The sequence below is a fragment of the Bradyrhizobium sp. SEMIA genome (genome assembly GCF_014844175.1).
GTDB lineage: Bacteria > Pseudomonadota > Alphaproteobacteria > Rhizobiales > Xanthobacteraceae > Bradyrhizobium > Bradyrhizobium arachidis.
The window spans coordinates 2,906,173-2,927,181 of sequence record NZ_CP046601.1; the positions used below are offsets into that span (position 1 = coordinate 2,906,173).

At 65.5% G+C, this 21,009-nt stretch carries 20 protein-coding genes and 3 pseudogenes; 17 read left to right on the forward strand and 6 right to left on the reverse strand.

The genetic code is table 11. The features are described 5' to 3' along the window. Positions 1-33: 33 nt before the first annotated feature. Positions 34-1,116 (reverse strand): branched-chain amino acid aminotransferase, encoded by a 1,083-nt coding sequence (locus FOM02_RS14205; RefSeq protein WP_027563036.1) that lies wholly within the window; start codon positions 1,114-1,116, stop codon positions 34-36. Positions 1,117-1,456: 340 nt separating this feature from the next. Here FOM02_RS14205 and FOM02_RS14210 point away from each other — a divergent pair, with 340 nt between their 5' ends. Genes FOM02_RS14210 through FOM02_RS14220 form a run of 3 tightly spaced genes read left to right on the forward strand, consistent with a single transcriptional unit; the run spans position 1,457 to position 4,134 of the window. Further along, the gene (locus FOM02_RS14210) at positions 1,457-1,999 is read left to right on the forward strand and encodes a MarR family winged helix-turn-helix transcriptional regulator (RefSeq protein WP_027563037.1); all 543 of its coding nucleotides are present in this window, start codon (positions 1,457-1,459) and stop codon (positions 1,997-1,999) included. After that, a complete protein-coding gene (locus FOM02_RS14215) occupies positions 1,996-2,727 on the forward strand; it encodes a response regulator (protein WP_027563038.1) in 732 nt (243 codons plus the stop codon). The genes FOM02_RS14210 and FOM02_RS14215 overlap by 4 nt, the downstream gene beginning before the upstream one ends. A gap of 18 nt (positions 2,728-2,745) precedes the next feature. Next, positions 2,746-4,134, forward strand: a complete 1,389-nt coding sequence (locus FOM02_RS14220; protein WP_027563039.1) for an ATP-binding protein — start codon at positions 2,746-2,748, stop codon at positions 4,132-4,134. A 90-nt stretch (positions 4,135-4,224) separates the two neighbouring features. Here FOM02_RS14220 and FOM02_RS14225 read toward each other — a convergent pair whose 3' ends face one another. Beyond that, on the reverse strand, positions 4,225-4,755 hold the full coding sequence (locus FOM02_RS14225; RefSeq protein WP_265441843.1) for a DUF3617 domain-containing protein: 531 nt from the start codon (positions 4,753-4,755) through the stop codon (positions 4,225-4,227). Positions 4,756-4,800: 45 nt separating this feature from the next. After that, positions 4,801-5,094 carry a hypothetical protein gene (locus FOM02_RS14230; RefSeq protein ID WP_027563041.1) on the reverse strand — a complete coding sequence of 98 codons (294 nt, stop codon included), beginning with the start codon at positions 5,092-5,094 and terminating at the stop codon, positions 4,801-4,803. Between the two features lie 182 nt (positions 5,095-5,276). Here FOM02_RS14230 and FOM02_RS14235 point away from each other — a divergent pair, with 182 nt between their 5' ends. The 4 genes from FOM02_RS14235 (at position 5,277) to FOM02_RS14250 (ending at position 8,035) form a co-directional block, all read left to right on the forward strand. Further along, positions 5,277-5,738 carry a hypothetical protein gene (locus tag FOM02_RS14235; RefSeq protein WP_027563042.1) on the forward strand — a complete coding sequence of 154 codons (462 nt, stop codon included), beginning with the start codon at positions 5,277-5,279 and terminating at the stop codon, positions 5,736-5,738. A gap of 118 nt (positions 5,739-5,856) precedes the next feature. Beyond that, positions 5,857-6,549, forward strand: a complete 693-nt coding sequence (locus FOM02_RS14240) for a ribonuclease T2 family protein (RefSeq protein ID WP_027563043.1) — start codon at positions 5,857-5,859, stop codon at positions 6,547-6,549. A gap of 159 nt (positions 6,550-6,708) precedes the next feature. Then, complete coding sequence (locus FOM02_RS14245) at positions 6,709-7,569, forward strand: 23S rRNA (adenine(2030)-N(6))-methyltransferase RlmJ (RefSeq protein ID WP_027563044.1); 861 nt, start codon at positions 6,709-6,711, stop codon at positions 7,567-7,569. Between the two features lie 250 nt (positions 7,570-7,819). Next, positions 7,820-8,035: a cold-shock protein gene (locus tag FOM02_RS14250; RefSeq protein WP_008544396.1), complete on the forward strand. Its 216-nt coding sequence runs from the start codon at positions 7,820-7,822 to the stop codon at positions 8,033-8,035. Between the two features lie 71 nt (positions 8,036-8,106). Here the strand turns inward: FOM02_RS14250 and FOM02_RS14255 are convergent. Next, positions 8,107-8,729, reverse strand: a pseudogene (locus FOM02_RS14255) (outer membrane protein). Between the two features lie 247 nt (positions 8,730-8,976). Here FOM02_RS14255 and uvrC point away from each other — a divergent pair. The 7 genes and pseudogenes from uvrC to FOM02_RS14290 all read left to right on the forward strand — a co-directional run bounded on the left by uvrC (position 8,977) and on the right by FOM02_RS14290 (position 15,241). Continuing rightward, positions 8,977-11,021: pseudogene (uvrC, locus tag FOM02_RS14260) on the forward strand (excinuclease ABC subunit UvrC). 93 nt (positions 11,022-11,114) lie between these two features. Next, on the forward strand, positions 11,115-11,732 hold the full coding sequence (pgsA, locus tag FOM02_RS14265) for a CDP-diacylglycerol--glycerol-3-phosphate 3-phosphatidyltransferase (RefSeq protein WP_027563047.1): 618 nt from the start codon (positions 11,115-11,117) through the stop codon (positions 11,730-11,732). Then, positions 11,729-11,980 carry a molybdopterin converting factor subunit 1 gene (gene moaD, locus FOM02_RS14270; protein WP_027563048.1) on the forward strand — a complete coding sequence of 84 codons (252 nt, stop codon included), beginning with the start codon at positions 11,729-11,731 and terminating at the stop codon, positions 11,978-11,980. Before pgsA ends, moaD begins: the two co-directional genes overlap by 4 nt. A 4-nt stretch (positions 11,981-11,984) precedes the next feature. Then, the gene (locus FOM02_RS14275) at positions 11,985-12,452 is read left to right on the forward strand and encodes a molybdenum cofactor biosynthesis protein MoaE (protein WP_027563049.1); all 468 of its coding nucleotides are present in this window, start codon (positions 11,985-11,987) and stop codon (positions 12,450-12,452) included. Beyond that, positions 12,452-13,432: a 50S ribosomal protein L3 N(5)-glutamine methyltransferase gene (gene prmB / locus FOM02_RS14280; RefSeq protein ID WP_027563050.1), complete on the forward strand. Its 981-nt coding sequence runs from the start codon at positions 12,452-12,454 to the stop codon at positions 13,430-13,432. The genes FOM02_RS14275 and prmB overlap by 1 nt, the downstream gene beginning before the upstream one ends. 90 nt (positions 13,433-13,522) lie before the next feature. Then, positions 13,523-14,109 (forward strand): annotated as a pseudogene (locus tag FOM02_RS14285) (phage holin family protein). Between the two features lies 1 nt (position 14,110). After that, positions 14,111-15,241, forward strand: coding sequence for a YihY/virulence factor BrkB family protein (locus FOM02_RS14290; RefSeq protein WP_027563052.1), 1,131 nt, complete (start codon positions 14,111-14,113; stop codon positions 15,239-15,241). Positions 15,242-15,291: 50 nt separating this feature from the next. Here the strand turns inward: FOM02_RS14290 and FOM02_RS14295 are convergent, their stop codons facing one another. Further along, positions 15,292-16,125: a class I SAM-dependent methyltransferase gene (locus FOM02_RS14295; protein WP_027563053.1), complete on the reverse strand. Its 834-nt coding sequence runs from the start codon at positions 16,123-16,125 to the stop codon at positions 15,292-15,294. 123 nt (positions 16,126-16,248) lie between these two features. Between FOM02_RS14295 and FOM02_RS14300 the strand changes: the two genes are divergently transcribed. From FOM02_RS14300 to FOM02_RS14310, 3 genes are all read left to right on the forward strand, one after another. Further along, entirely contained in the window at positions 16,249-17,811 is a 1,563-nt protein-coding gene (locus FOM02_RS14300; protein ID WP_027563054.1) for a winged helix-turn-helix domain-containing protein, read from the forward strand. Positions 17,812-17,956: 145 nt separating this feature from the next. Beyond that, positions 17,957-19,432: an EAL domain-containing protein gene (locus FOM02_RS14305; RefSeq protein ID WP_027563055.1), complete on the forward strand. Its 1,476-nt coding sequence runs from the start codon at positions 17,957-17,959 to the stop codon at positions 19,430-19,432. 15 nt (positions 19,433-19,447) lie between these two features. Further along, on the forward strand, positions 19,448-20,302 hold the full coding sequence (locus tag FOM02_RS14310) for a TIGR01459 family HAD-type hydrolase (RefSeq protein ID WP_027563056.1): 855 nt from the start codon (positions 19,448-19,450) through the stop codon (positions 20,300-20,302). Between the two features lie 115 nt (positions 20,303-20,417). On the opposite strand, the gene FOM02_RS14315 is transcribed toward FOM02_RS14310, so the two are convergent. Next, positions 20,418-20,813 (reverse strand): response regulator, encoded by a 396-nt coding sequence (locus FOM02_RS14315; RefSeq protein WP_027551917.1) that lies wholly within the window; start codon positions 20,811-20,813, stop codon positions 20,418-20,420. Positions 20,814-21,009 lie beyond the last annotated feature (196 nt).

Sequence of the window (21,009 nt, forward strand, 5' to 3'; positions counted from 1 at the left end):
CCCGCGCGAGAGAGGGGAACGCGCAACTTGGTCTCACGACACCTTGCGGATCCAGTTGTGCGGATCGTTGGTGCGGCCGTACTGGATGTCGATGAGCTGCTTGCGCAGGCCCATGGCGACGGGGCCGGCGGCGCCGCCCGAGATCTCGAAATCGCCGCTCACCGAGCGCACCTTGCCGATCGGCGAGATCACGGCTGCGGTGCCGCAGGCGAACGCTTCCTTCAGGCGGCCCGAGGCCGCATCCTTGCGCCACTGGTCGAGCGAGTACGACTCCTCGCGCACGGTCTTGCCGGCATCGCGGGCGAGCTTGATGATGGAGTCACGGGTGATGCCGGGCAGGATGGTGCCGAGCGGCGGCGTCGAAAGCGAGCCGTCGTCGAACACGAAGAACACGTTCATGCCGCCGAGCTCCTCGATGTAGCGGCGCTCGACCGCGTCGAGGAAGACGACCTGATCGCAGCCGTGCTGGATCGCTTCGGCCTGGGCGCGCAGGCTCGCGGCATAATTGCCGCCGCACTTGACGGCGCCGGTGCCGCCAACGGCAGCGCGCGTGTAATTCTCCGAGACCCAGATCGAGACCGGCGCGGGTCCGCCCTTGAAGTAGGATCCAACAGGCGAAGCGATCACCGCGAAGATGTATTCGGACGACGGCTTGACGCCGAGGAAGGTCTCGCTCGCGATCATGAAGGGGCGGAGATAAAGGCTGCCCTCGCCGCCCGGCATCCAGGCGCGATCGATGCGCACGACCTGCTCGACCGCCTCGATGAAGACGTCCTCAGGCAGCTGCGCCATCGCCATGCGATCGGCGGAGTCCTTGAAACGGCGCGCATTGGCGTCGGGACGGAACAGGTTCACGCCGCCGTCGTCGCGCTTGTAGGCCTTGAGGCCCTCGAAAATTTCCTGGGCGTAGTGCAGCACGGCGCCGGCCGGATCGAGCTGGAAGTTGGCGCGCGCCTCGATCTTCGCCTCGTACCAGCCGCCCTTTGCCTGGTTGTAGCGGACCACAGCCATATGATCGGTGAAGACCCGCCCGAAGCCGGGGTCCACCAGCTTGGCGACGCGGTCCTTCTCTGGCGTGGGATTGGATGCGGGCTGGATGTCGAATTTCATGCTCATGTCCTTGCCTCCCGCTGCCGGTCGCGGCGCTGCTTCGTGCGCCCGCCTGCCCGCTTCCGGGCCCGGCTGGCTTGATTGGGTTACTGGCCGGACCGCCGCCAGCCATGTTACGGCCGGTTTCCGTGGCCAGCATGTCGCCGAGGACATGCTTTTGCGGAAGGCGGAAGTCCAGTATGTTTTGCCGAAATGCCGCTCGACAATCGCACGGTAGATCTGCTCCGGCCGTCGCCGCCTGTCCGGCTCACTCCGGCCGTTCTGCTTCGATGCCACCCGATACGAAACGATCTAAAGTTTCGTACGGGTCGATCGTTTTGTAACATTGAACCCAAGATACGTCAATATGCCTGACATAAATTTCGCGACTCCCTCTCAAGACGCCGCCGAGCCGCGGCCAGCCGTAGGCGACGGAGGCAATTTGCGCTGGGATATCATCGAGCTACTGTTCTTCGCCTATCGCGATTTCGTCGGCGATCCCGACCAGGAGCTGGAGGCGTTCGGCTTCGGCCGGGCCCATCACCGGGTCATGCATTTCGTTTATCGCTATCCCGGCCTGAAGGTTGCCGACCTGCTCGACGTCCTCAGGATCACGAAGCAATCGCTCGGCCGCGTGCTCAAGCAGCTGCTGGACGAGGGCTACATCGTGCAGAAGACCGGCGACAATGACCGCCGCCAGCGCCTGCTCTACGCGACGCCCAAGGGCGAGGCGCTGGTGCAGAAGCTCGCCGGGCTCCAGACCACGCGGATCACGAAAGCGCTCGCCGAGATGGCGCCGCAGGACGCCGAGACCGTCAAGCGTTTCCTGCGCGCGATGATCGACCGCGACGATCCGGACAAGGTGCTGGAGACGATCTTCGCTTCCGTCAATCAAGACAGCAAGGAGTGACCGTGCCGCTCGCTGCCACGCTCGCCCGACCGCCGGTGCAACCGGCCGACGACGCCCCGCATCTTTTGCTGGTCGATGACGACCGCCGCATCCGCGATCTGCTGTCGCGCTTCCTCGCGGCCGAAGGCTACCGCGTCTCGACCGCCGCCAGCGCCAGCGACGCGCGTTCAAAGCTGATGAGTCTGCATTTCGATCTGCTGATCCTCGACGTCATGATGCCCGGCGAAACCGGCTTCGATCTCGCCCGCTTCATCCGGACCTCGTCCTCGGTGCCGATCGTGATGCTGACCGCGCGGCACGAGGCGGAAGCCCGCATCGAAGGCTTGCAGATCGGCGCCGACGATTACGTGGCAAAACCGTTCGAGCCGCGCGAGCTGGCGCTGCGCATCAACAACATCCTCAAGCGCGCCGCCCCGCCGCCGCAAACCGCGGCGGTCGAGAAGATCGCATTCGGCCCCTATGTCTACCATCTCGAACGCGGCGAATTGCGCCAGGGCGAGGAGGTCATCCACCTCACCGACCGCGAGCGCGAGATGCTGCGGATCCTGTCGGAGACACCGGGCGAGACCGTGCCGCGCAGCGCGCTGACCGGCAATGGCAGCGTCAACGAACGCGCCGTCGACGTGCAGATCAACCGCCTCCGGCGCAAGATCGAGACCGATCCCGCCAATCCGCTGTTCCTCCAGGCGGTGCGGGGCATCGGCTACCGCCTGGTGGCCTCGCCATAAATCAGTGAAGCGCGAGCGATGAGCACGATCGATACCGGCCTGACGCTGCTCAAGAGCGCCGCCGGCCGCGTCTCGGCCGCCAATGGCTGGATGGGCAATGCGTTCAAGGGCTGGATGCCGACCGGCCTCTATGCCCGCGCGCTGCTGATCATGATCGTGCCGATGGTGATCCTGCAATCGGTCGTCGCCTTCGTGTTCATGGAGCGGCACTGGAACACGGTGACGCGCCGCCTGTCGGCCGCGGTGGTGCAGGACATCGCCGCGCTGATCGATGTCTACAAGGGCTATCCGCAGGACAAGGACCGCGACCAGATCCGCCGCATCGCGCAGCAGCGCCTCGGCCTCGTGGTCGACTTCCTGCCCGCCGGCGACATGCCGCCGCCGGGACCGAAACCGTTCTTCTCGCTGCTCGACCAGACGCTGTCAGTGCAGCTCGGCCGCCAGATCGGCCGCTCGTTCTGGATCGACACGGTCGGCCGCTCCAACCTGGTCGAGATCCGCATCCAGCTCGATGACGCCGTGATGCGCGTGTTCGCGCAGCGCAGTGCGGCGTATGCCTCGAACTCGGAGATCTTCCTGTTCTGGATGGTCGGCACATCCTCGATCCTCTTGATCGTCGCAGTGCTGTTCCTGCGCAACCAGATCAAGCCGATCCTGCGCCTTGCCGACGCTGCGGAAAGTTTCGGCAAGGGCCGCGAAGCCCCGAACTTCAGACCCAGGGGCGCGCGCGAGGTGCGGCGCGCGGCGGTCGCCTTCATCGAGATGAAGTCGCGCATCGAGCGCACCATGGAGCAGCGGACCGCGATGCTCGCCGGGGTCAGCCATGACCTGCGCACAATCCTGACCCGCTTCAAGCTCGAGCTGGCGCTGATCGGCGAGAATCCCGAGCTCGAGGGCATGCGGAAGGACGTCGACGAGATGTCAATGATGCTGGAGGATTACCTCGCATTTGCCCGCGGCGATTCCGGCGAACAGTCGCAGCCGACCGACATGGCGCAGGCGCTCGAAGAGCTGCGCAGCGACGCCGAGCGCCACGGCCACACCGCGACCGTGGCGTTCCACGGCCTGCCCGTGGTGACGGTGAAGCCGGCCTCGTTCAAGCGCTGCCTCGCCAACCTCGTCACCAACGCCGCGCGTTACGGCAAGGCGATCGCCATCAACGGCCAGCGCGATCACCGCTATCTCACCGTCACCGTCGACGACGACGGCCCGGGCATTCCCGTTCACTTGCGCGAAGAAGTGTTCAAGCCGTTCCTGCGGCTCGACAACGCCCGCAACCAGGACGAAGGCGGTACCGGCTTGGGGTTGGCGATCGCCCGCGACATCGCCCGCTCCCATGGCGGCGACATCACGCTCGGCGACAGCCCGATGGGGGGATTGAGAGCGAGCGTGAGGATCCCGGTGTAGCTGGCGCCGCGGAGACAGACCCCTCGCCCGTCTCGCCGCTTCGCGGCGAGCCACCCTCTCCCACAAGGGGAGAGGGGAAGGACGACAGCCCTATTTCGGCAGCAGCGCCTTCAGCTTATCGACGTCGCGCACGTTCATCTTGAAGCCGCCGGGCATCACGATGTCGCCGGGCTTCTGGTCCGGCTTGCAGGCGCCCAGCCACTTCGCCTCTAACGTCATGGAGGTATCGCGGCCCGCGGCACCGGCAGCGCCGCCTTGCGCGTGCGAGGAGGTCTTCACAGTGTAGGCCGAGTTGAAATCGCCAGTGATCTCGGCATGCGAGGTCGTGCTGATGCCGGCGACGTTGCACTCGGAATCGCTGACATAGCCGGTCGCGGTCTTCTTGATGTCCTGCTTGGAACAGATCTGCTTGGCCATCGGGGAGACGTTGTTGCTCATCTCCTTGTCGACGGTGTCGTCGGTGCAGTGCTGCATGGTCATCTCAGGCATTGCCGAGCCGCTCCTGACCATCTTCATTTCCCAGAGACCGGCCTTGCGCACCGGCAGGTCGTCGGCGCTGGCTGCGCCCGCCGACAGGACGAGGCAAAGGCTTGAGCCGAGCAAAGCGAGTTTGCGCGTCATGTTGGAGGCTCCCGGCTTTGAGAGAGGCGGCGCTAGGCCGACGCCTCAGTACAGCGTGCGGATCGGCCGTTCGGCGGCGCCATAGGGCACCCAGCGGCAGGAGAACGAGATGTAGCCGCCCTCATAGGCCTGGACCGCGAGGAATTTCACGACCTTGCCGTAGCGCGCGCAGTGATCGACCGCGACCTGACGGGCATCGACCTGCGTCGCCATCGAATAAGCGATGATGCCGCCGGTGTCGTTCCCCTTGAACGGCGGGACCGGAAGGAGGTCAGCACGCGCCGACTGGCTCGCCAAAATACCCAGGGCGAGAAGGCCCGCGGCCGCAATGATTCGCATTCCCGTTACTCCAATTGGTTGGCGCCAGTTTACGGCGCCGGGATGGAAGTGAAAAGAACCCAAGCCCTGCCGGGCGCGCCCTTACGGTCAACTCCTTGCCAAGTGTTGCCGCGCTGCACTTGACCCCGCCCGGCCTTCGCGGCACCGTCCCACCTTCGCAAGACCAGCTGTCCGGATTGCCCATGCGCGCCCTCTCCCTGAAATCGCTCCGCTTCGCCGCCGTGTTCGGCCTCATGTTCGGAGCGCTGTCGCTCGGCGAGGCCAAGGCCGCCAATCCGCTCGAGCTGAACTTCTGGCTGAGCGGGCCGCGCTATGACGGCGCCGTCGCCGATTGCGACAGGGCGCTGCCGACGATCGCCAGCCAGTTCTGGGAGAAGGAAAGCTCGTTCTGGAATTCTCCGTTGAAGATCACGGGCTTCGCCGCCGTTCACGAGGTCGCCTTCCGGCCCTGGCAGTCCGACAACATTCCGCGCCGCTACTGCACCGGCGATGCCATGCTCAACGACGGCAAGGTGCGCAAGGTGCATTTCTCGATCGTCGAGGACGGCGGCTTTGCCGGCTACGGCAATGGTGTCGAATGGTGCGTGGTCGGGCTCGACCGCAACTGGGCCTACAATCCGGCCTGCCGCGCCGCCAGACAGTAATTCGAGAAGCCTGATTCGGCCCGATCAAGCGGCCGAACGTGGCTCGCATCAATTTTGTTCTTGAAATGTTCTTATCGCCTGCTAGGCTGACTGCACAGTCTAGTTGAGGGGCGTCGCCATGTTTCATTCCAGATTGCATTCGTTCTCCCGCCTGATGATCTCGCTGACCCTGGCTGCCGGGCTGGTCATGCTGGCCGGCGGCGCCAAGGCCCAGGACAAGCGGCAGAACGCGCCCGGCGAATTCGATTTCTATGTGCTATCGCTGTCATGGTCGCCCTCGTTCTGCGAGGAGGCGGCGGAGCGTGGCGGCCGCTCCCAGATCCAGTGCAGCGGACGACCCTACGCCTTCGTGGTGCACGGCCTGTGGCCGCAATATGAGAGCGGTTTCCCCGAATATTGCCAGCGGCCGGCGCCGCGGCTGAACCGCAACATCGTCTCCTCGATGCTCGATCTGATGCCGGCGCCGGGCCTGATCTTCAACGAGTGGGACAAGCACGGCACCTGCTCGGGCCTCGAAGGCCGCAGCTATTTCGAGACGATCCGCAAGGCGCGCGCCGCGATCAAGATTCCGGCCGAGTATCTCGACTTGTCGCAGGCCAAGACCGTGGCGCCGGCGGAGGTCGAGGAGGCCTTCATCAGGGCCAATCCAGGCCTGAGCAATGCCGCCGTCTCGGTCACCTGCAACCGGACGCGGCTATCCGAAGTGCGCATCTGTCTCAGCAAGGATCTGCAATTCCGCGCCTGCGAGGAAACCGACCGCCGCGCCTGCCGCCGCGACCAGGTGACGATGCCGCCGATCAGGGGCGGTTGAGGCACAACGCTCTCGTCGTCATTCCGGGATGGTGCGTTAGCACCAGACCCGGAATCTCGAGATTCTCGGGTGCGCAATTGCGCACCATAGTTCGGCGCTAGCGCACCGCCCCGGAATGACGGCAGTTACTTTCATCGCGCGATGTCGTAACTCTGCGCCATGAACTACCGCCACGCCTTCCACGCCGGCAACTTCGCCGATGTCATCAAGCACATCGTGCTCGCGCGCATTCTCACCTACCTGCAGGACAAGCCGGGGGCGTTCCGCGTCATCGACACCCATGCCGGCGCCGGTCTCTACGATCTCGAAAGCGACGAGGCGCGGCGCAGCGGCGAGTGGCTGACCGGCATCGCGCGGCTGATGCAGGCGCGTCTGTCGAACGAGACCGCGGCGCTGACGAAACCCTATCTCGACATCGTCCGCGCCTTCAATCCGAAGGGCGAGCTCAAGGCTTATCCGGGCTCGCCGCTGATCGCGCGCGGCCTGCTGCGGCCGCAGGACCGGCTCGTTGCCTGCGAGCTCGAGCCGAAGGCGCGCAAGGCACTGATCGACGTGCTGCGCCGCGACGAACAGGCGCGCGTGGTCGATCTCGACGGCTGGGTTGCGCTGCCGGCCTTCGTGCCGCCGAAGGAGCGCCGCGGCCTCGTGCTGATCGATCCGCCGTTCGAGGCCAAAGATGAGTTCGAAAAGCTCGGCGAAGCCTTCGCAGCCGCCTTCGCGAAATGGCCGACCGGTATCTATGTAATCTGGTATCCGGCCAAGAATCGGCGCGCCACCGACACGCTGGCGCAATCGGTGGCGCGGCTCGCAGCCGCAGCAAAGCCTCCGGGAAAACGTCTGCGTCTCGAATTCAGTGTCGCGCCGCAGCTTGATGGCGCAGCGCTCACATCCACGGGACTCCTGATTGTCAATCCCCCCTACACGCTGCAAGGCGAGCTCAAGACCATCCTGCCCGAGCTGGAAATGCCGCTCGGCCAGGGCGGCGCTGCCAGATTCCGATTAGAGGTACCTCGATCGTAACACTCCGGCATTCTTGGGAAAAAGATGCAGGAGCGGTAGTCAATCTGCGACGAACCGTATTATGCTGTTTGCGTGACTGGCTTTACGTTCCGCTTCCGCGAATGGTTGCGGCGGAGTGAAGGCCTAAGAAAGATCCGACCGGACTGCACGGTCCGCTCAAGGATGGCCAGCTCCCGGGCTTCGTAAGGCCCGGTCATGTCGTGACGTGAGTCTGCGTCGCGACGGAGGAGCAATGAGGGGGAGTTTCCCGATGGCCATGACGGGAACGGTTAAGTTCTTCAACGGCGAGCGCGGCTACGGATTCATCAAGCCGGACGACGGCGGTCGCGATGTCTTCGTTCACATCACCGCTGTTGAGCGGGCGGGATTGAAGGACCTTGCCGAAGGACAGCGTATTACTTTCGAAGTCGAACCGGACAAGAAGGGGAAGGGACCGAAGGCGGTTAACTTGGTCATCCTCTCCTAGCGCGCCTGACTAAAAAAAATCCCGGCCGCGCGCGGCCGGGAGGTGGTGTCCGGTATTTTCTTCTTCAGCTATCAGAAGTGATAGTTCACGCCTGCGCGCACAACGCTGGCGCTATAGCCGTTGGACACGCCTGTAATTGCGAACTGGCTCGTCGACAGATTGATGTAGAGATATTCGAGCTTCGCGCTCCAGTTCGGCGCAAGGCCGACTTCGGCGCCTGCGCCGATGGTCCAGCCGGCGCTGGTGTGCGACTCGGTCCAGCCGAAAGTCTGCGCGCGCAGCTCGCCGAAGGCGAGGCCGGCGGTGCCGTAGAACAGCACGTTGCTGAACGCATAGCCGCCGCGCCCGCGCAGCGTGCGAACCACGGATTGGAGAACTTCCACGGCGCGAACGTGTCGTCGGCGCCGGCTGCCTGGATGTCGCCCTCGACGCCGAACACCCACGGGCCGTTCTGGAAATTGTAGCCGGCCTGCACGCCGCCGACGAAGCCGGACGGCTTTGCCGGATTGTTGTCGACCGAGCCCCACTCATAGCCGATGTTGCCGCCGAGATAGGGACCGGCCCAGCTATACGCGTTGAGGGGCTGATTGACGGTGTAAGGCGCACCCTGCCCGTAATTGAGATCGGCGGCCTCTGCCGAAGCTGTCCAGCCGGCTGCAACCAACGCGGCTGCGCCCACAACGAACCACTTCATCGGTACTCTCCAACACAACTGCCGTCCCCCGCGATGCCCGCGCCGCCGCGCGAGACCACCGCATGGTTACGGAACCACGACTTTTTCGCGTAAGATTTATCGAGAGTTTTAAGTAAAAGGCCTGTTAAGCCGGGTTACCGCGCTGTTAACAGGCTTAAGCAAGCGTTACCGGGAACTGCGCCGCCAGCCTGTGCGTGCGGCATGGCCGGAACTTCAAATCGGCACCCCCAGCGCCTAAATTCGCTCCATGGTTCACGATTCCCCCGACAGTCCGGACGAGCGCGCGCGCAAACCGGCCCGCCTTGCCGACGGAGCCTGACGCCGCCGGACCTCGATCCCGCCACCACCGGCGGCGAGGACGAGGACGACGCGCTGCTGCCTGACATCCTCGAAGAGAGCGGCGCGGTCGGCGAAGGCCCGCTGGCGACCGGCCATGAGGCGATCGAGCGCGCGGTCCGGCTCGCCCCGACCTCGCCCGGCGTCTACCGCATGCTCAATGCCAATGCCGACGTGCTCTATGTCGGCAAGGCCAAGAACGTCAAAAAGCGCCTGTCGAACTATGCGCGCCAGAGCGCGCCGCAGCCGGCGCGCATCCTGCGCATGATCGCGGCCACGGTGACCGTGGAGATCGTCTCGACCAACACCGAGACCGAGGCGCTGCTGCTGGAAGCCAATCTCATCAAGCAGCTGCGGCCGCGCTTCAACGTGCAGCTGCGCGACGACAAATCGTTTCCCTATATCCTGATCACCGGCGACCATTGGGCGCCGCAGATCCTCAAGCATCGCGGCGCGCAGACCCGGCCCGGGCGCTATTTCGGCCCGTTCGCCTCCGCCGGCGCCGTCAACCGCACCATCACCGCGCTTCAGCGCGCGTTCCTGATCCGCTCCTGCACGGACTCCTTCTTCGAGAGCCGCACAAGGCCCTGCCTGCTGTACCAGATCCGCCGCTGCGCCGGTCCCTGCACCCGCGAGATCGACTTCGGCGGCTATACGACGCTGGTGCGCGAAGCGACCGACTTCCTCTCCGGCAAGAGCCATGCGGTGAAGCAGGAGCTTGCCGGCGAGATGGAGAAGGCCTCCGGCGAGCTCGAATTCGAGCGCGCCGCGCTCTACCGCGACCGCCTCGCTGCGCTGTCGGCGATCCAGTCGCAGCAGGGCATCAATCCGCGCACCGTGGAGGAAGCCGACGTGTTCGCCATCCACCAGGAGGGCGGCTTCTCCTGCGTCGAGGTGTTCTTCTTCCGCACCGGCCAGAACTGGGGCAACCGCGCCTATTTCCCGCGCGCGGAGAAGACCTTCACGCCCGAGGAAGTGCTGGGCTCCTTCCTCGCCCAGTTCTACGACGACAAGCCGCCGCCGAAGAACATCCTGCTCTCGCACGAAATCGAGGAGAGCGAGCTGCTCGCCAACGCGCTGTCGATCAAGGCCGGCCACAAGATCGAGGTCACCGCGCCCAAGCGCGGCGAGAAGAAGGAGCTGGTCGCCCACGCGCTGACCAATGCGCGCGAGGCGCTCGGCCGCAAGCTCGCGGACACCGCGACGCAAAGCCGCCTGCTCGACGCGATGGCCACCACGCTCAGCCTGCCGCATGCGCCCAAGCGCATCGAGGTCTACGACAACAGCCACATCCAGGGCACCAACGCGGTCGGCGCCATGATCGTCGCGGGTCCCGACGGCTTCGTGAAGAACCAGTACCGCAAGTTCAACATCAAGTCGGAAGGGCTCACGCCGGGCGACGACTACGCCATGATGCGCGAGGTGCTGGAGCGCCGCTTCAAGCGCCTGATCAATCCGCCCGAGGACGCCTCCGGCAAGGCGAAAGACGACGACTTCCCGCAATGGCCCGATCTCGTCATCATCGACGGCGGCCGCGGCCAGCTCAACGCCGTCCGGGAGATCTTTGCCAATCTCGGCCTGACCCAGGTGTCGCTGATGTCGGTCGCCAAGGGGCCGGACCGGGATGCCGGCCGCGAGACCCTGTTCATGCCGGAGCGCGAGGCGATCAAGCTGGAGCCGCGCGATCCCGTGCTCTATTTCATCCAGCGGCTGCGGGACGAGGCCCACCGCTTCGTCATCGGCTCACACCGCAAGCTGCGCAAGAAGGACATCCGCGAGGCCGGTTTGCAGGAGATTCCGGGCATCGGCCCGTCGCGCAAACGCGCCTTGCTGCACCATTTCGGAACCCTGAAGGAGATCGAACGGGCCTCGATCGCCGATCTCGGCAAGGTTCCGGGGGTCAGCGCCGAGAGCGCCCGCCGGATTTTCGAGTATTTCCATCCCCAGCCGGGATGAACTAAAGGGGACAGGGTCATATGGTCGTCGCATCCCGTACCCCAAGTGGGAGGAGCAGTTGACCTCAGGGCATCAGCGGTATTGGTAGGACGGATGAACATCGCCACGACACGAGGGACGACCAGCCGCGCGATGTCCCTCCCGAACATCCTGACCTATGGCCGGATCGCCGCGATCCCGGTCGTGGTCGGATGCATCTATGCGCAGTCGATCATGGACTATCCGCTGTGGCTGCGCTGGGTCGCGGTCGCCATCTTCATCGGCGCCGCGGTGACGGACTATCTCGACGGCTATTACGCGCGGATCTGGAATCAGCAATCGGCGTTCGGCCGGATGCTCGACCCGATCGCCGACAAGCTGCTGGTCGCCTCCTGCCTGCTGATGCTGGCCGCCGACGGCATCATCCATGGCTGGTCGCTGTGGGCCGCCATCGTGATCCTGTGCCGCGAGATCCTGGTCTCGGGCCTGCGCGAATATCTCGCCGCGCTCCGCGTCAGCGTGCCCGTGACCAAGCTCGCCAAATGGAAGACCACCGTTCAGCTCGTCGCCATCGGCTTCCTGCTCGCAGGTCCCGCCGGCGATGAGGTCGTCCCCGTGGTCTCGCTGATCGGCCTCGTCCTGCTCTGGGCCTCGGCGCTGCTGACCATGTACACCGGCTACGACTATTTCCGCGCCGGCATCCACCACCTCATCAAGGAGGATGAGGGATGAAGGTGAAATACTTCGCCTGGGTGCGCGAGCGCATCGGCAAGGCCGAGGAGACCATCGAGCCGCCCGCAACAGTGCGCACCGTCGAGGAGCTGATCGCCTGGCTGTCCGGCCAAAGCGAGGCTTACGCCTATGCCTTCGAGAAGCCCAAGGTGATCCGCGCCGCGATCGACCACGCCCACGTCAAGGCCGACGCCGCGATCGCAGGCGCCCGCGAGATCGCGTTCTTCCCGCCGATGACCGGCGGCTAGGCTCATGACCTGCCCCGTCACCATCCGCATCCAGGAAGACGATTTCGACATCGCGCGCGAGATCGCGGTCCTGACCAAGAGCCGCACCGACATCGGCGCAGTCGTGAGCTTCTCCGGCATCTGCCGCGCCGATGAGGACAGTTCGAAGATCTCGGCGCTCACGCTCGAGCACTATCCCGGCATGGCGGAGGAAGAGATCCAGCGCCACGTCGACGAGGCCATCTCGCGCTGGCCGCTCAACGGCGTCACGGTCATCCACCGCGTCGGGCGGTTCATGCCCGGCCAGAACATCGTGCTGGTGCTCACCGCCTCGCAACACCGCCGGGCGGCGTTCGAGGCGGCCGAGTTCCTGATGGATTACCTCAAGACCAGCGCCCCGTTCTGGAAGAAGGAAGAGAGCGCCACCGGGACCGGCTGGGTCGAGGCCCACGCCCGTGACGACGAGGCCGCCGCACGCTGGACGAAATCCTGATGGCAAGAGCATCGAAAAGAACAACGCGCGGCCGCGCCGCATCGAAACTTGCGAAAGCGGCACCCAAGCTCGCGAAGGTCGTTCGCGGCGAGCTGCTCACGCTGATCGATTTCGTCCGCTATGCGGTGAGCCGTTTCACCGAGGCCAAGCTCGCCTTCGCGCACGGCACGACCGATCCGGTCGCCGAGGCCGTGTTCCTGGTCTGCGAAGTCTTGCATCTGCATCCCGACCAGTTCGAGATCTTTGGCCATGCCTGCGTCACGGCGGCGGAAGGCAAGACCCTGCTCGATCTCATCCATCAGCGCATCACCACGCGGAAGCCGACGGCCTATCTCGTCAACAAGATCTACATGCGTGGCCTGCCGTTCTATGTCGACGAGCGCGTCATCGTTCCGCGCTCCTTCATCGGCGAGCTGCTGGATTCGCATTTCGGCGGCGACGGCGAGCCCGGCTCGCTGATCGACGACCCCACGGGGGTCGAGCGCGTGCTCGATCTCTGCACCGGCTCGGGCTGCCTTGCGATTCTCGCCGCGCATCATTTCCCGAACGCCACGGTCGATGCCGTCGACGTCTCCAAGGGCGCGCTCGAGGTCGCCGCGCGCAATGTCAGCGAGCACGGGCTCGATGACCGCATCACGCTCCACCGCGGCGATCTGTTCGCCCCGCTCGGCGATGCCAGATATGACCTCATCATCACCAATCCGCCCTACGTCGATGCCGAAGGCATGGCGGCGCTGCCGCCTGAATGCCGGGCCGAGCCAAAACTCGCCTTCGATGGCGGGGCAGACGGCCTGGACGTCGTCCGCCGCATTCTGCAGGACGCGCCCGATCATCTCACGGCGAATGGCGGCCTGATCTGCGAGATCGGCCGCGGCCGCGAACTGGTTGACGAAGCCTTCCCGGAACTGCCGCTGTTGTGGCTGGACACGGAAGACTCCGAAGGCGAGGTATTCTGGATTTCGGCCGCCGACCTCGGCTGATCCGTCGCGGCGATCACGGTCCAACGGAACAAGTCAAATTCGGCCACGTTCATCCCCCGATGCATTGTCTCGCTCTCGGAGGGTGTCCGCATGCTCGCGCCATCGGGCGAATTGTTACGCGCCGGCGTGGCGCTCAAGCTCAATCACGTCAAACGCGCCGCTCAATCCTATCTGCGTGACCAGACCAGCCACGCAACCGGCAAGGTGACATCCTACGCCGTGGCCGGCGGGCTGTTCGCGGTCGCCGGCCTGTTCGTTGTCGCAGCATTTTTCGTCGGGCTGGTCGCCTTGTACCGCTGGGTCGCGATCACCTACGGGCAATTCTGGGGCTTTGGCGCCGTCGCCGCCGTGCTGCTGGTGCTGGCCGCGGTCTGTGCCGGAATCGCGATGGCGCAGATGAAGCGCAAGGCCAAGCCGATCGTGCCGCTTGCGAGCCGCCTGCGCGTGGCGATCGCGACGCCGCGGATCCCGCGCGGAACGGTCAAGCAGGCCGTGAAGGAGGTGGCGACGACGATCCTCCCGCGCCGCTCGCACCCGGCGAACGCGGCCATGGCAACAGGAGCCGGCCGGTTCGCACCAACCGGCCCGTGCAGCTCGGCCTGATGCTCGCGGCGGTGGGGTTGCTGGGCGTCACGGCCGCGCGCCGGCGGCGCCACGGGCAAAGGATGGAGACGTGACATGCTGGTGCGGCGCTCCGAGCAGATCGACAGCTGGCTGCTGGTGGCGGCCACTGCCGTCTTCGTGCTGACGGCGGAGCGCTACTTTCAGGACTCCGGCCTGATCCGTCCGGGACCTCCGCAGGATCACCGCAACAGCGAGGCGAACTCACCGGAAACCAGCCCGGCCAGCGCGGCGACGCAGCCCGGCCACGGCCGCCGCTCGAAAAGCCCGTTCGCGATTCCCTGGGCCGGCTGGAAGGACATCTTCTGGCGCACCTATCAGCGCATCGACGACGATCGCCTGCTCGCCACCGCCGGCGGCGTCGTGTTCTTCGGCCTGCTCGCGATCTTTCCGGCCGTCACGGCGCTGGTCTCGTCCTACGGACTATTCGCCGATCCCGCCACCATCAGCGACAACCTCCAGAAGCTGGCAATGATGCTGCCCCAGGGCACGTTTGAGATCGTCGAGGAGCAGGTCGGGCGCGTGGTGTCGAAGGGCAACACGGCGCTCGGCGCCACATTCCTGTTCGGCTTCGTGCTCGCGATCTGGAGCGCCAATGCCGGGGTCAAGGCGATCTTCGACGCGCTCAACGTCGCCTATGAGGAGCGCGAGAAGCGCAGCTTCATCAAGCTGAACCTGGTGTCGCTGGCCTTCACGGTCGGTGGCATCGTCGCGCTCCTGGTGATGGTCGGCACCGTGGTCGCCTTCCCGCTCGCGCTCGATCATCTCGGCATCGCCCCCGAGAGCAAGCTGATCGTCGCGCTGGCGCGCTGGCCGCTGCTGTTCCTGATTCTCATGGTCGCGCTCGCCGTCCTCTACCGCTTCGCGCCAAGCCGCGATGCGCCGCGCTGGCAATGGCTGAGCCCCGGCGCGCTGACCGCCGCCATTCTCTGGATCGCCGGCTCGTCGCTGCTGTCCTGGTATCTCTCGTCCTTCGCCAATTACAACGCGACCTACGGCTCGCTTGGTGCGGCGATCGGCCTGATGATGTGGATGTGGATGTCGGCGATCGTCATCATGTTCGGCGCCGAGCTGAACTCGGAGATCGAGCGGCAGACCCTGCGCGACACGACGACCGGTCGCCCCAAGCCGCTCGGCAGCCGCGAGGCGGTCTCGGCCGACACGGTCGGCGCCACCGCGCCGTTCTAGCGGAGGACAACGATCAGGCCGGAGTTGATCCGGCCTGACCACACTCGATTTCAGCGCTTGGTGATGACCGCTTCCAGATATTCGCTGTGCACGACGATCGTGCCGTCATCGGCATGGTTGAACTCGCCGAGCAGCGCCATGAGATCGCGCTTCAGCGCGGCCTGGCCGCTCTCGTCGAGCGCGGCGAACGCCTTCAGCGTCGGCCCGTAGAAGGTCTTGAAGATTTCGAGCCAGTGGTCCGGCGAGCGGTAGCGGAACACGAACATGCGCGGCTCGGCCACGATCTCGGAAGCCTTGCTGCCGAACATCTCCTCGAGCCGAGCTGGGGTGCCCCACAGCGCAGGCGACTTCACGCCTGCCGGCGGGGCGATATGCTTGCCGATCGTCTTGAAGAGCTGGCCGATGAAACCCTGCGGCGTCCAGTTGGCGAGGCCGATCTTGCCGCCGGATTTGCAGACCCGCGCGAGCTCGGAGGCCGCCTTGTCCTGGTCCGGCGTGAACATCACACCGAAGGTCGAGAGCACGACGTCGTAGCTGTTGTCCGCAAACGGCAGCGCCTCGGCATCCGCCTCGCGGAATTCGACGGTCAGATGGTCCGCCGCCGCGCGCTCCTGCCCGCGCTTGAGCAGCGCCGGCACATAGTCCGTGGATGTGACGTCACACCAGCGCCGTGCTGCGGCCAATGTCGCATTGCCGTTGCCGGCGGCGACGTCCAGCACCTTGCTGCCGGCGCGTATGTCGAGTGCCTCACAGAGCTGCTCGCCGACGATCTGCAAGGTGGTGCCGACGACGGCATAGTCGCCGGACGACCAGGCGCCGTGCTGGCGCTGCTTGACGGCGGCAAGATCGGGTGTGGCTGGCTTGAGTGCGGCGGATGTCGACATGAGCAATCTCCTGCGGGTTGAAAACGCCGGGACGATAGGGCGCATGCGCATCGCTGGCCTTGAGAGCGGCGTTATTTTACGCTGAGGCCGCCTTGATTTCCGCGCGGGAGCCGAGGAGGGATTGTGACGTTTCAGTTCGAGGATTTCGTGCTCGATCCCGAGCGCCGCGAATTGCGGCGGGCGGATGCGCTCATCGCGCTCGAACCTCAGGTGTTTGATCTCATCATCTATCTCGTCCGCAACCGCGAGCGCGTGGTGACGCGGGACAATCTGCTCGACGCGGTCTGGAACGGCCGCGTCGTCTCGGAATCGACCCTGACCAGCCGGATCAATGCCGCCAGGCGCGCGGTCAATGACAATGGCGAGGAGCAGCGGCTGATCCGCACCATCGCACGCAAGGGCGTGCGCTTCGTCGGCGCGGTGATCGAGCGCTCGGATGCAGCGAAGCCGGCGGTCTTGTTGGCGCCCACGACCGCAGCGCCGACCGGACTGCCGCTGCCTGATCGTCCCGCGATCGCCGTCCTGCCCTTCACCAACATGAGCGGTGAGGCCGAGCAGGATTATTTCTCCGACGGCATCAGCGAGGACATCATCACCGCGCTGTCGAAGCTGCGCTGGTTCTTCGTCATCGCGCGCAACTCCTCCTTCATCTACAAGGGCCGCACGGTGCATCTGCGACAGGTCGCCGAAGAGCTCGGCGTGCGCTATGTCGTCGAAGGCAGCGTCCGCAGGGGCGGCGAGCGCGTCCGCATCACCGCACAGCTCAACGACGTCGCCACCGGCAGTCATCTCTGGGCCGAGCGCTACGACCGCGAGCTCGCCGACGTCTTCGCCGTGCAGGACGAGATCACCGAAGCCATCGTCGCCGCGATCGAGCCGCAACTTTACGCCGCCGAAAATTTTCGCGCCGAGCGCAAACCGCCCGACAGCATGGACGCCTGGGACCTCGTGATGCGCGCGCTGTCGCACTACTGGCGCGTGACGCGGCAGGACCATGTGGTGGCGCAGGCGCTGCTCGAAAAGGCCATCGCGCTCGACCCGAACTACGGCAAGGCGCTCGGCTTGCTCGGCACCAGCTACATGTTCACCGCGCATATGGGCTGGATGGAGATGGCGAGCGCCATCACCGCCGCCGAGCGCGCGGCGCGCGCCGCGATCCGCGCCGACGACGAGGATGCCTGGGCGCACAACGCGCTCGGCCACGTCAACCTGTTCGCGCGGCGGTTCGACGACTCGCTCGCCGAATTCGAGACCGCGCTGCAGCTCAATCCGAATTTTGCGCTGGCACAGGGCTATTATGGACTGGCCTTGAGCTATTGCGGCCGCTGGCAGGAGGCCGACGAGGCGGCGCGCAGGGCGATCCGCCTCAGTCCGCGCGATCCCTATGCCCCCGTCTATTTCGGCATCGCCGCCTATGCCCGCTTCCTCGGTAGCGACTACCCGGAAGCCATCCGCCTCGCCCAGGAATCCCTGCGCCAGCGCAGCGACTTCGTCGGCGCACACCGGGTGCTGACCGCGGCCGCGGGCATGGCCGGGCAAGCCGGGATCGCCCATGCCGCCCTGGAGGAACTCCGCCGCGCCCAGCCGAACGTGTCGCTGGCCTGGATCGCCGAGTTCATGCCGATCAAGCTCGCCGCCGACCGCGAGCACTACCTCGAGGGCTTTCGCCGCGCCGGATTGAAATAAGCAGCTACGAGGCCGCTATCCCCTCGAATCAACAATGATGTTAAGCTCGTGCGGCTTGGGGGAGCATGAGGCGTGACGGGGTTCGGACCGCGACCCGTGTTTTCCCGGGGTGAGGCAGTCAGCTCTTTGAGGCGTAACGCGCGGCATGATTCGCATTTCGACGATCTTCATCGCCATCTGCATGGTTCTGGTCGCCGCCTCGCTCGGGCTGGTGCTCTATTCGGTCGCCGGCATCAGCGGAACCGAATCCGCGATCGTGGCGCTGACCGCGCTGACCTTCCTGATCCTCTACAATGCGGTGTCGATGCGGCTGCGCGACCGCAGCGATGTCGGCGGCCAGATCGCCGACCTCTCGCGCGGCACCGCCGACCTCGCCCGCCAGGTCGCCGAGTTCGGCCGCCGCCTCGCTGCGATCGAGGGACGTATCGCCTCGTCCAATTCGACCAACTCCGACCGCATCCAGTCGGTGGTCGGCGAGATCAATGAGCTCGGCGGGCTGGTCAAGCAGCTCGCCACCACAGTGTCGGCGCATGAGGATCTCCTGGCCGGCGCGGCGCCACTGCCCTCTCCCGCTCCCGTCGCAAGTCTGGAAGCGGAGGCGCCAATCGATCTGGCCGCACCGTTCGATCAGAAGCCGGTCGCACCTCCCCCGCTTGCCACTCCGCCATCGCGCCCGGCAGCACCCGCGGTCCATACCCAGACCGCCCATCAGGCTCCCGCCGGTGGCCGCAACCAGACCCAAATGCTGGCAACGCTGCGCAACGCGGTCGACGAGAACCGCATCGACATCTTCCTTCAGCCGATGGTGACGCTGCCGCAGCGCAAGGTGCGGTTCTACGAAGCCGTGACGCGGGTGCGCGACGAGCGCGACCAGCTGATCGCGGCCGAGGAGTTCATCAGCATCGCCGAGGCCTCCGGGCTGATCGGGCGCATCGACAACATGGTGATGCTGCGCTGCGTGCAGGTGCTGCGGCGCCTGATGGTGCGCAACAAGGATGTCGGCGTGTTCTGCAACGTGGCGGCCTCCACGCTCGGCAATTCCACCACCTTCGCGCAATGCCTCGACTTCCTCGAAGCCAACCGGGCGCTGGCGCCCTCGCTGGTGCTGGAGTTCAAGCAGGCGACCTTCCGCAATCTCGGCCCGGCCGAGACCGAGAACCTCGCCGCGCTCGCCCAGCGCGGCTTCCGCTTCTCGATCGACCATGTCACCGATCTCAGGATCGAGCCGCGCGAGCTCGCCGATCGTGGCGTGCGCTTCATCAAGGTGCCGGCGACGCTGCTGCTCGACCCCAGGCAGGCGTCGGCCTCCGACATCCACCCGTCCGATCTTTCCGACCTGCTCGGCCGTTTCGGCATCGACCTGATCGCCGAGCGGATCGAGGGCGAGCGCGCCGTGGTCGATCTGCTCGACTATGACGTGCGGTTCGGCCAGGGCTTCCTGTTCGCGCCGCCCCGGCCATTGCGGCCGGAGGGGGCATCTGCTACCGGCGGGGCCGCGCCGAACCAGGCGCAGGACATTCAGGGATCCAATGGCTCCGCTTCCCCCAGCCCAAGCGCGACGTCAGCCGCAGCTCCGTCACAGCGCATCACCGGTAACGCCGCGCTCGCGCGCCGCATCTGATCGGCCACACACGTCATGACCACGCTGCATTTCGCCCAAGGCCTGCGCGAGCTCGTGGGCGGCGTCGAGGTCGTGCTCAGCGACATCTGGGGCGTGGTTCATAACGGCCTCGAATCCTTCCCCGAAGCCTGCGAGGCGTTGCATACCTATCGCAGCCGCGGCGGTACGGTGATCCTGATCACCAACGCGCCGCGCCCGGCCGACTCCGTGCAGCGGCAACTGCGCAAGCTCGGCGTCGCCGACGAGACCTATGACGCCATCGTGTCATCGGGCGATCTGACTCGGCTCTATGTCGCCGAGCATCCCGGAAGCAAGATGTTCTGGCTCGGCCCCGAGCGCGACAATTCGATCTACCGCGGCCTCGATGCGACCACCGCGCCGCTGGAAGAGGCCGACTACATTGTCTGCACCGGCCTCTATGACGACGAGACCGAGACGGCGGAAGACTATCGCGGCATGATGCTGAAGGCGCGCGAGCGCAAGCTGACGCTGGTCTGCGCCAACCCCGACATCGTCGTGGAGCGCGGCGACCGGCTGATCTATTGCGCCGGCGCCATCGCGGAGCTCTATCGGGAGCTCGGCGGCGAGGTGATCTTCTACGGCAAGCCGCACCGGCCGATCTACGAGCGCGCGATGCGGCTCGCCGGCGAACGCCAGGGCCATATGATCGACCGGAAGAAGGTGCTGGCGATCGGCGATTCCGTCCGCACCGACCTGACCGGCGCGCGTGAGTTCGGCATCGACTGCCTGTTCGTCACCCGCGGCATCCATGCCGAGGAGTTCGAGGGCCTCGACCAGCTCGACCCGAACTCGGTGATGGAATTGTTCGGCCATCCGCCGAAGGCGCTGATGCGCGAATTGAAGTGGTGATTTTCTAGCTCTGTCATTCCGGGGCGCGCGAAGCGCGAACCCGGAATGACGAACCCAGCACAGAAAGCCCGGGACAAAGCCCGGGCCCTCCGAATTCAGCTGGCAGCTTTAGCGCTTACGCGCTCGCCATGTCCGGGAAGACCGCCTCGATCTTGGTCTTCAGCGTCGCCGCGTTGAACGGCTTGACGATGTAATTGTTCACGCCGGCCTTCTTGGCCGCGATCACGTTCTCGGTCTTCGATTCCGCCGTGATCATGATGAACGGCGTGGTGGCGAGGTTCGGATCGGCGCGCACTTCGCGCAGCAGGTCGTAGCCCGTCATCGGCTCCATGTTCCAGTCGGAAATCACGAGCCCGTACTTCTTGCCGCGCATCTTGTTCAGCGCCGCCGAACCGTCGCTGGCATCATCGATATTATCGAAGCCAAGCTGCTTCAGCAGATTCCGGATGATACGGATCATGGTGCTATAGTCATCCACCACCAGAACCGGCATCGACAAATCAACCGCCATCTCGACTCCCCCAACGCATACCCAGGAATATTACGATCGGACCTGCCAGACCGGAGCCCGGCGGTTCCACGATCAAGGACTAGCATCAAGGCGTTAAACAGCCCGTTAACTGGGGACGCCTTCGAAGAATTGAAATCGTGTTCAATTCGGCCGCACCCTCCCGCTTGACTTCATCCGGCCGGTCGCGCCACGGTCC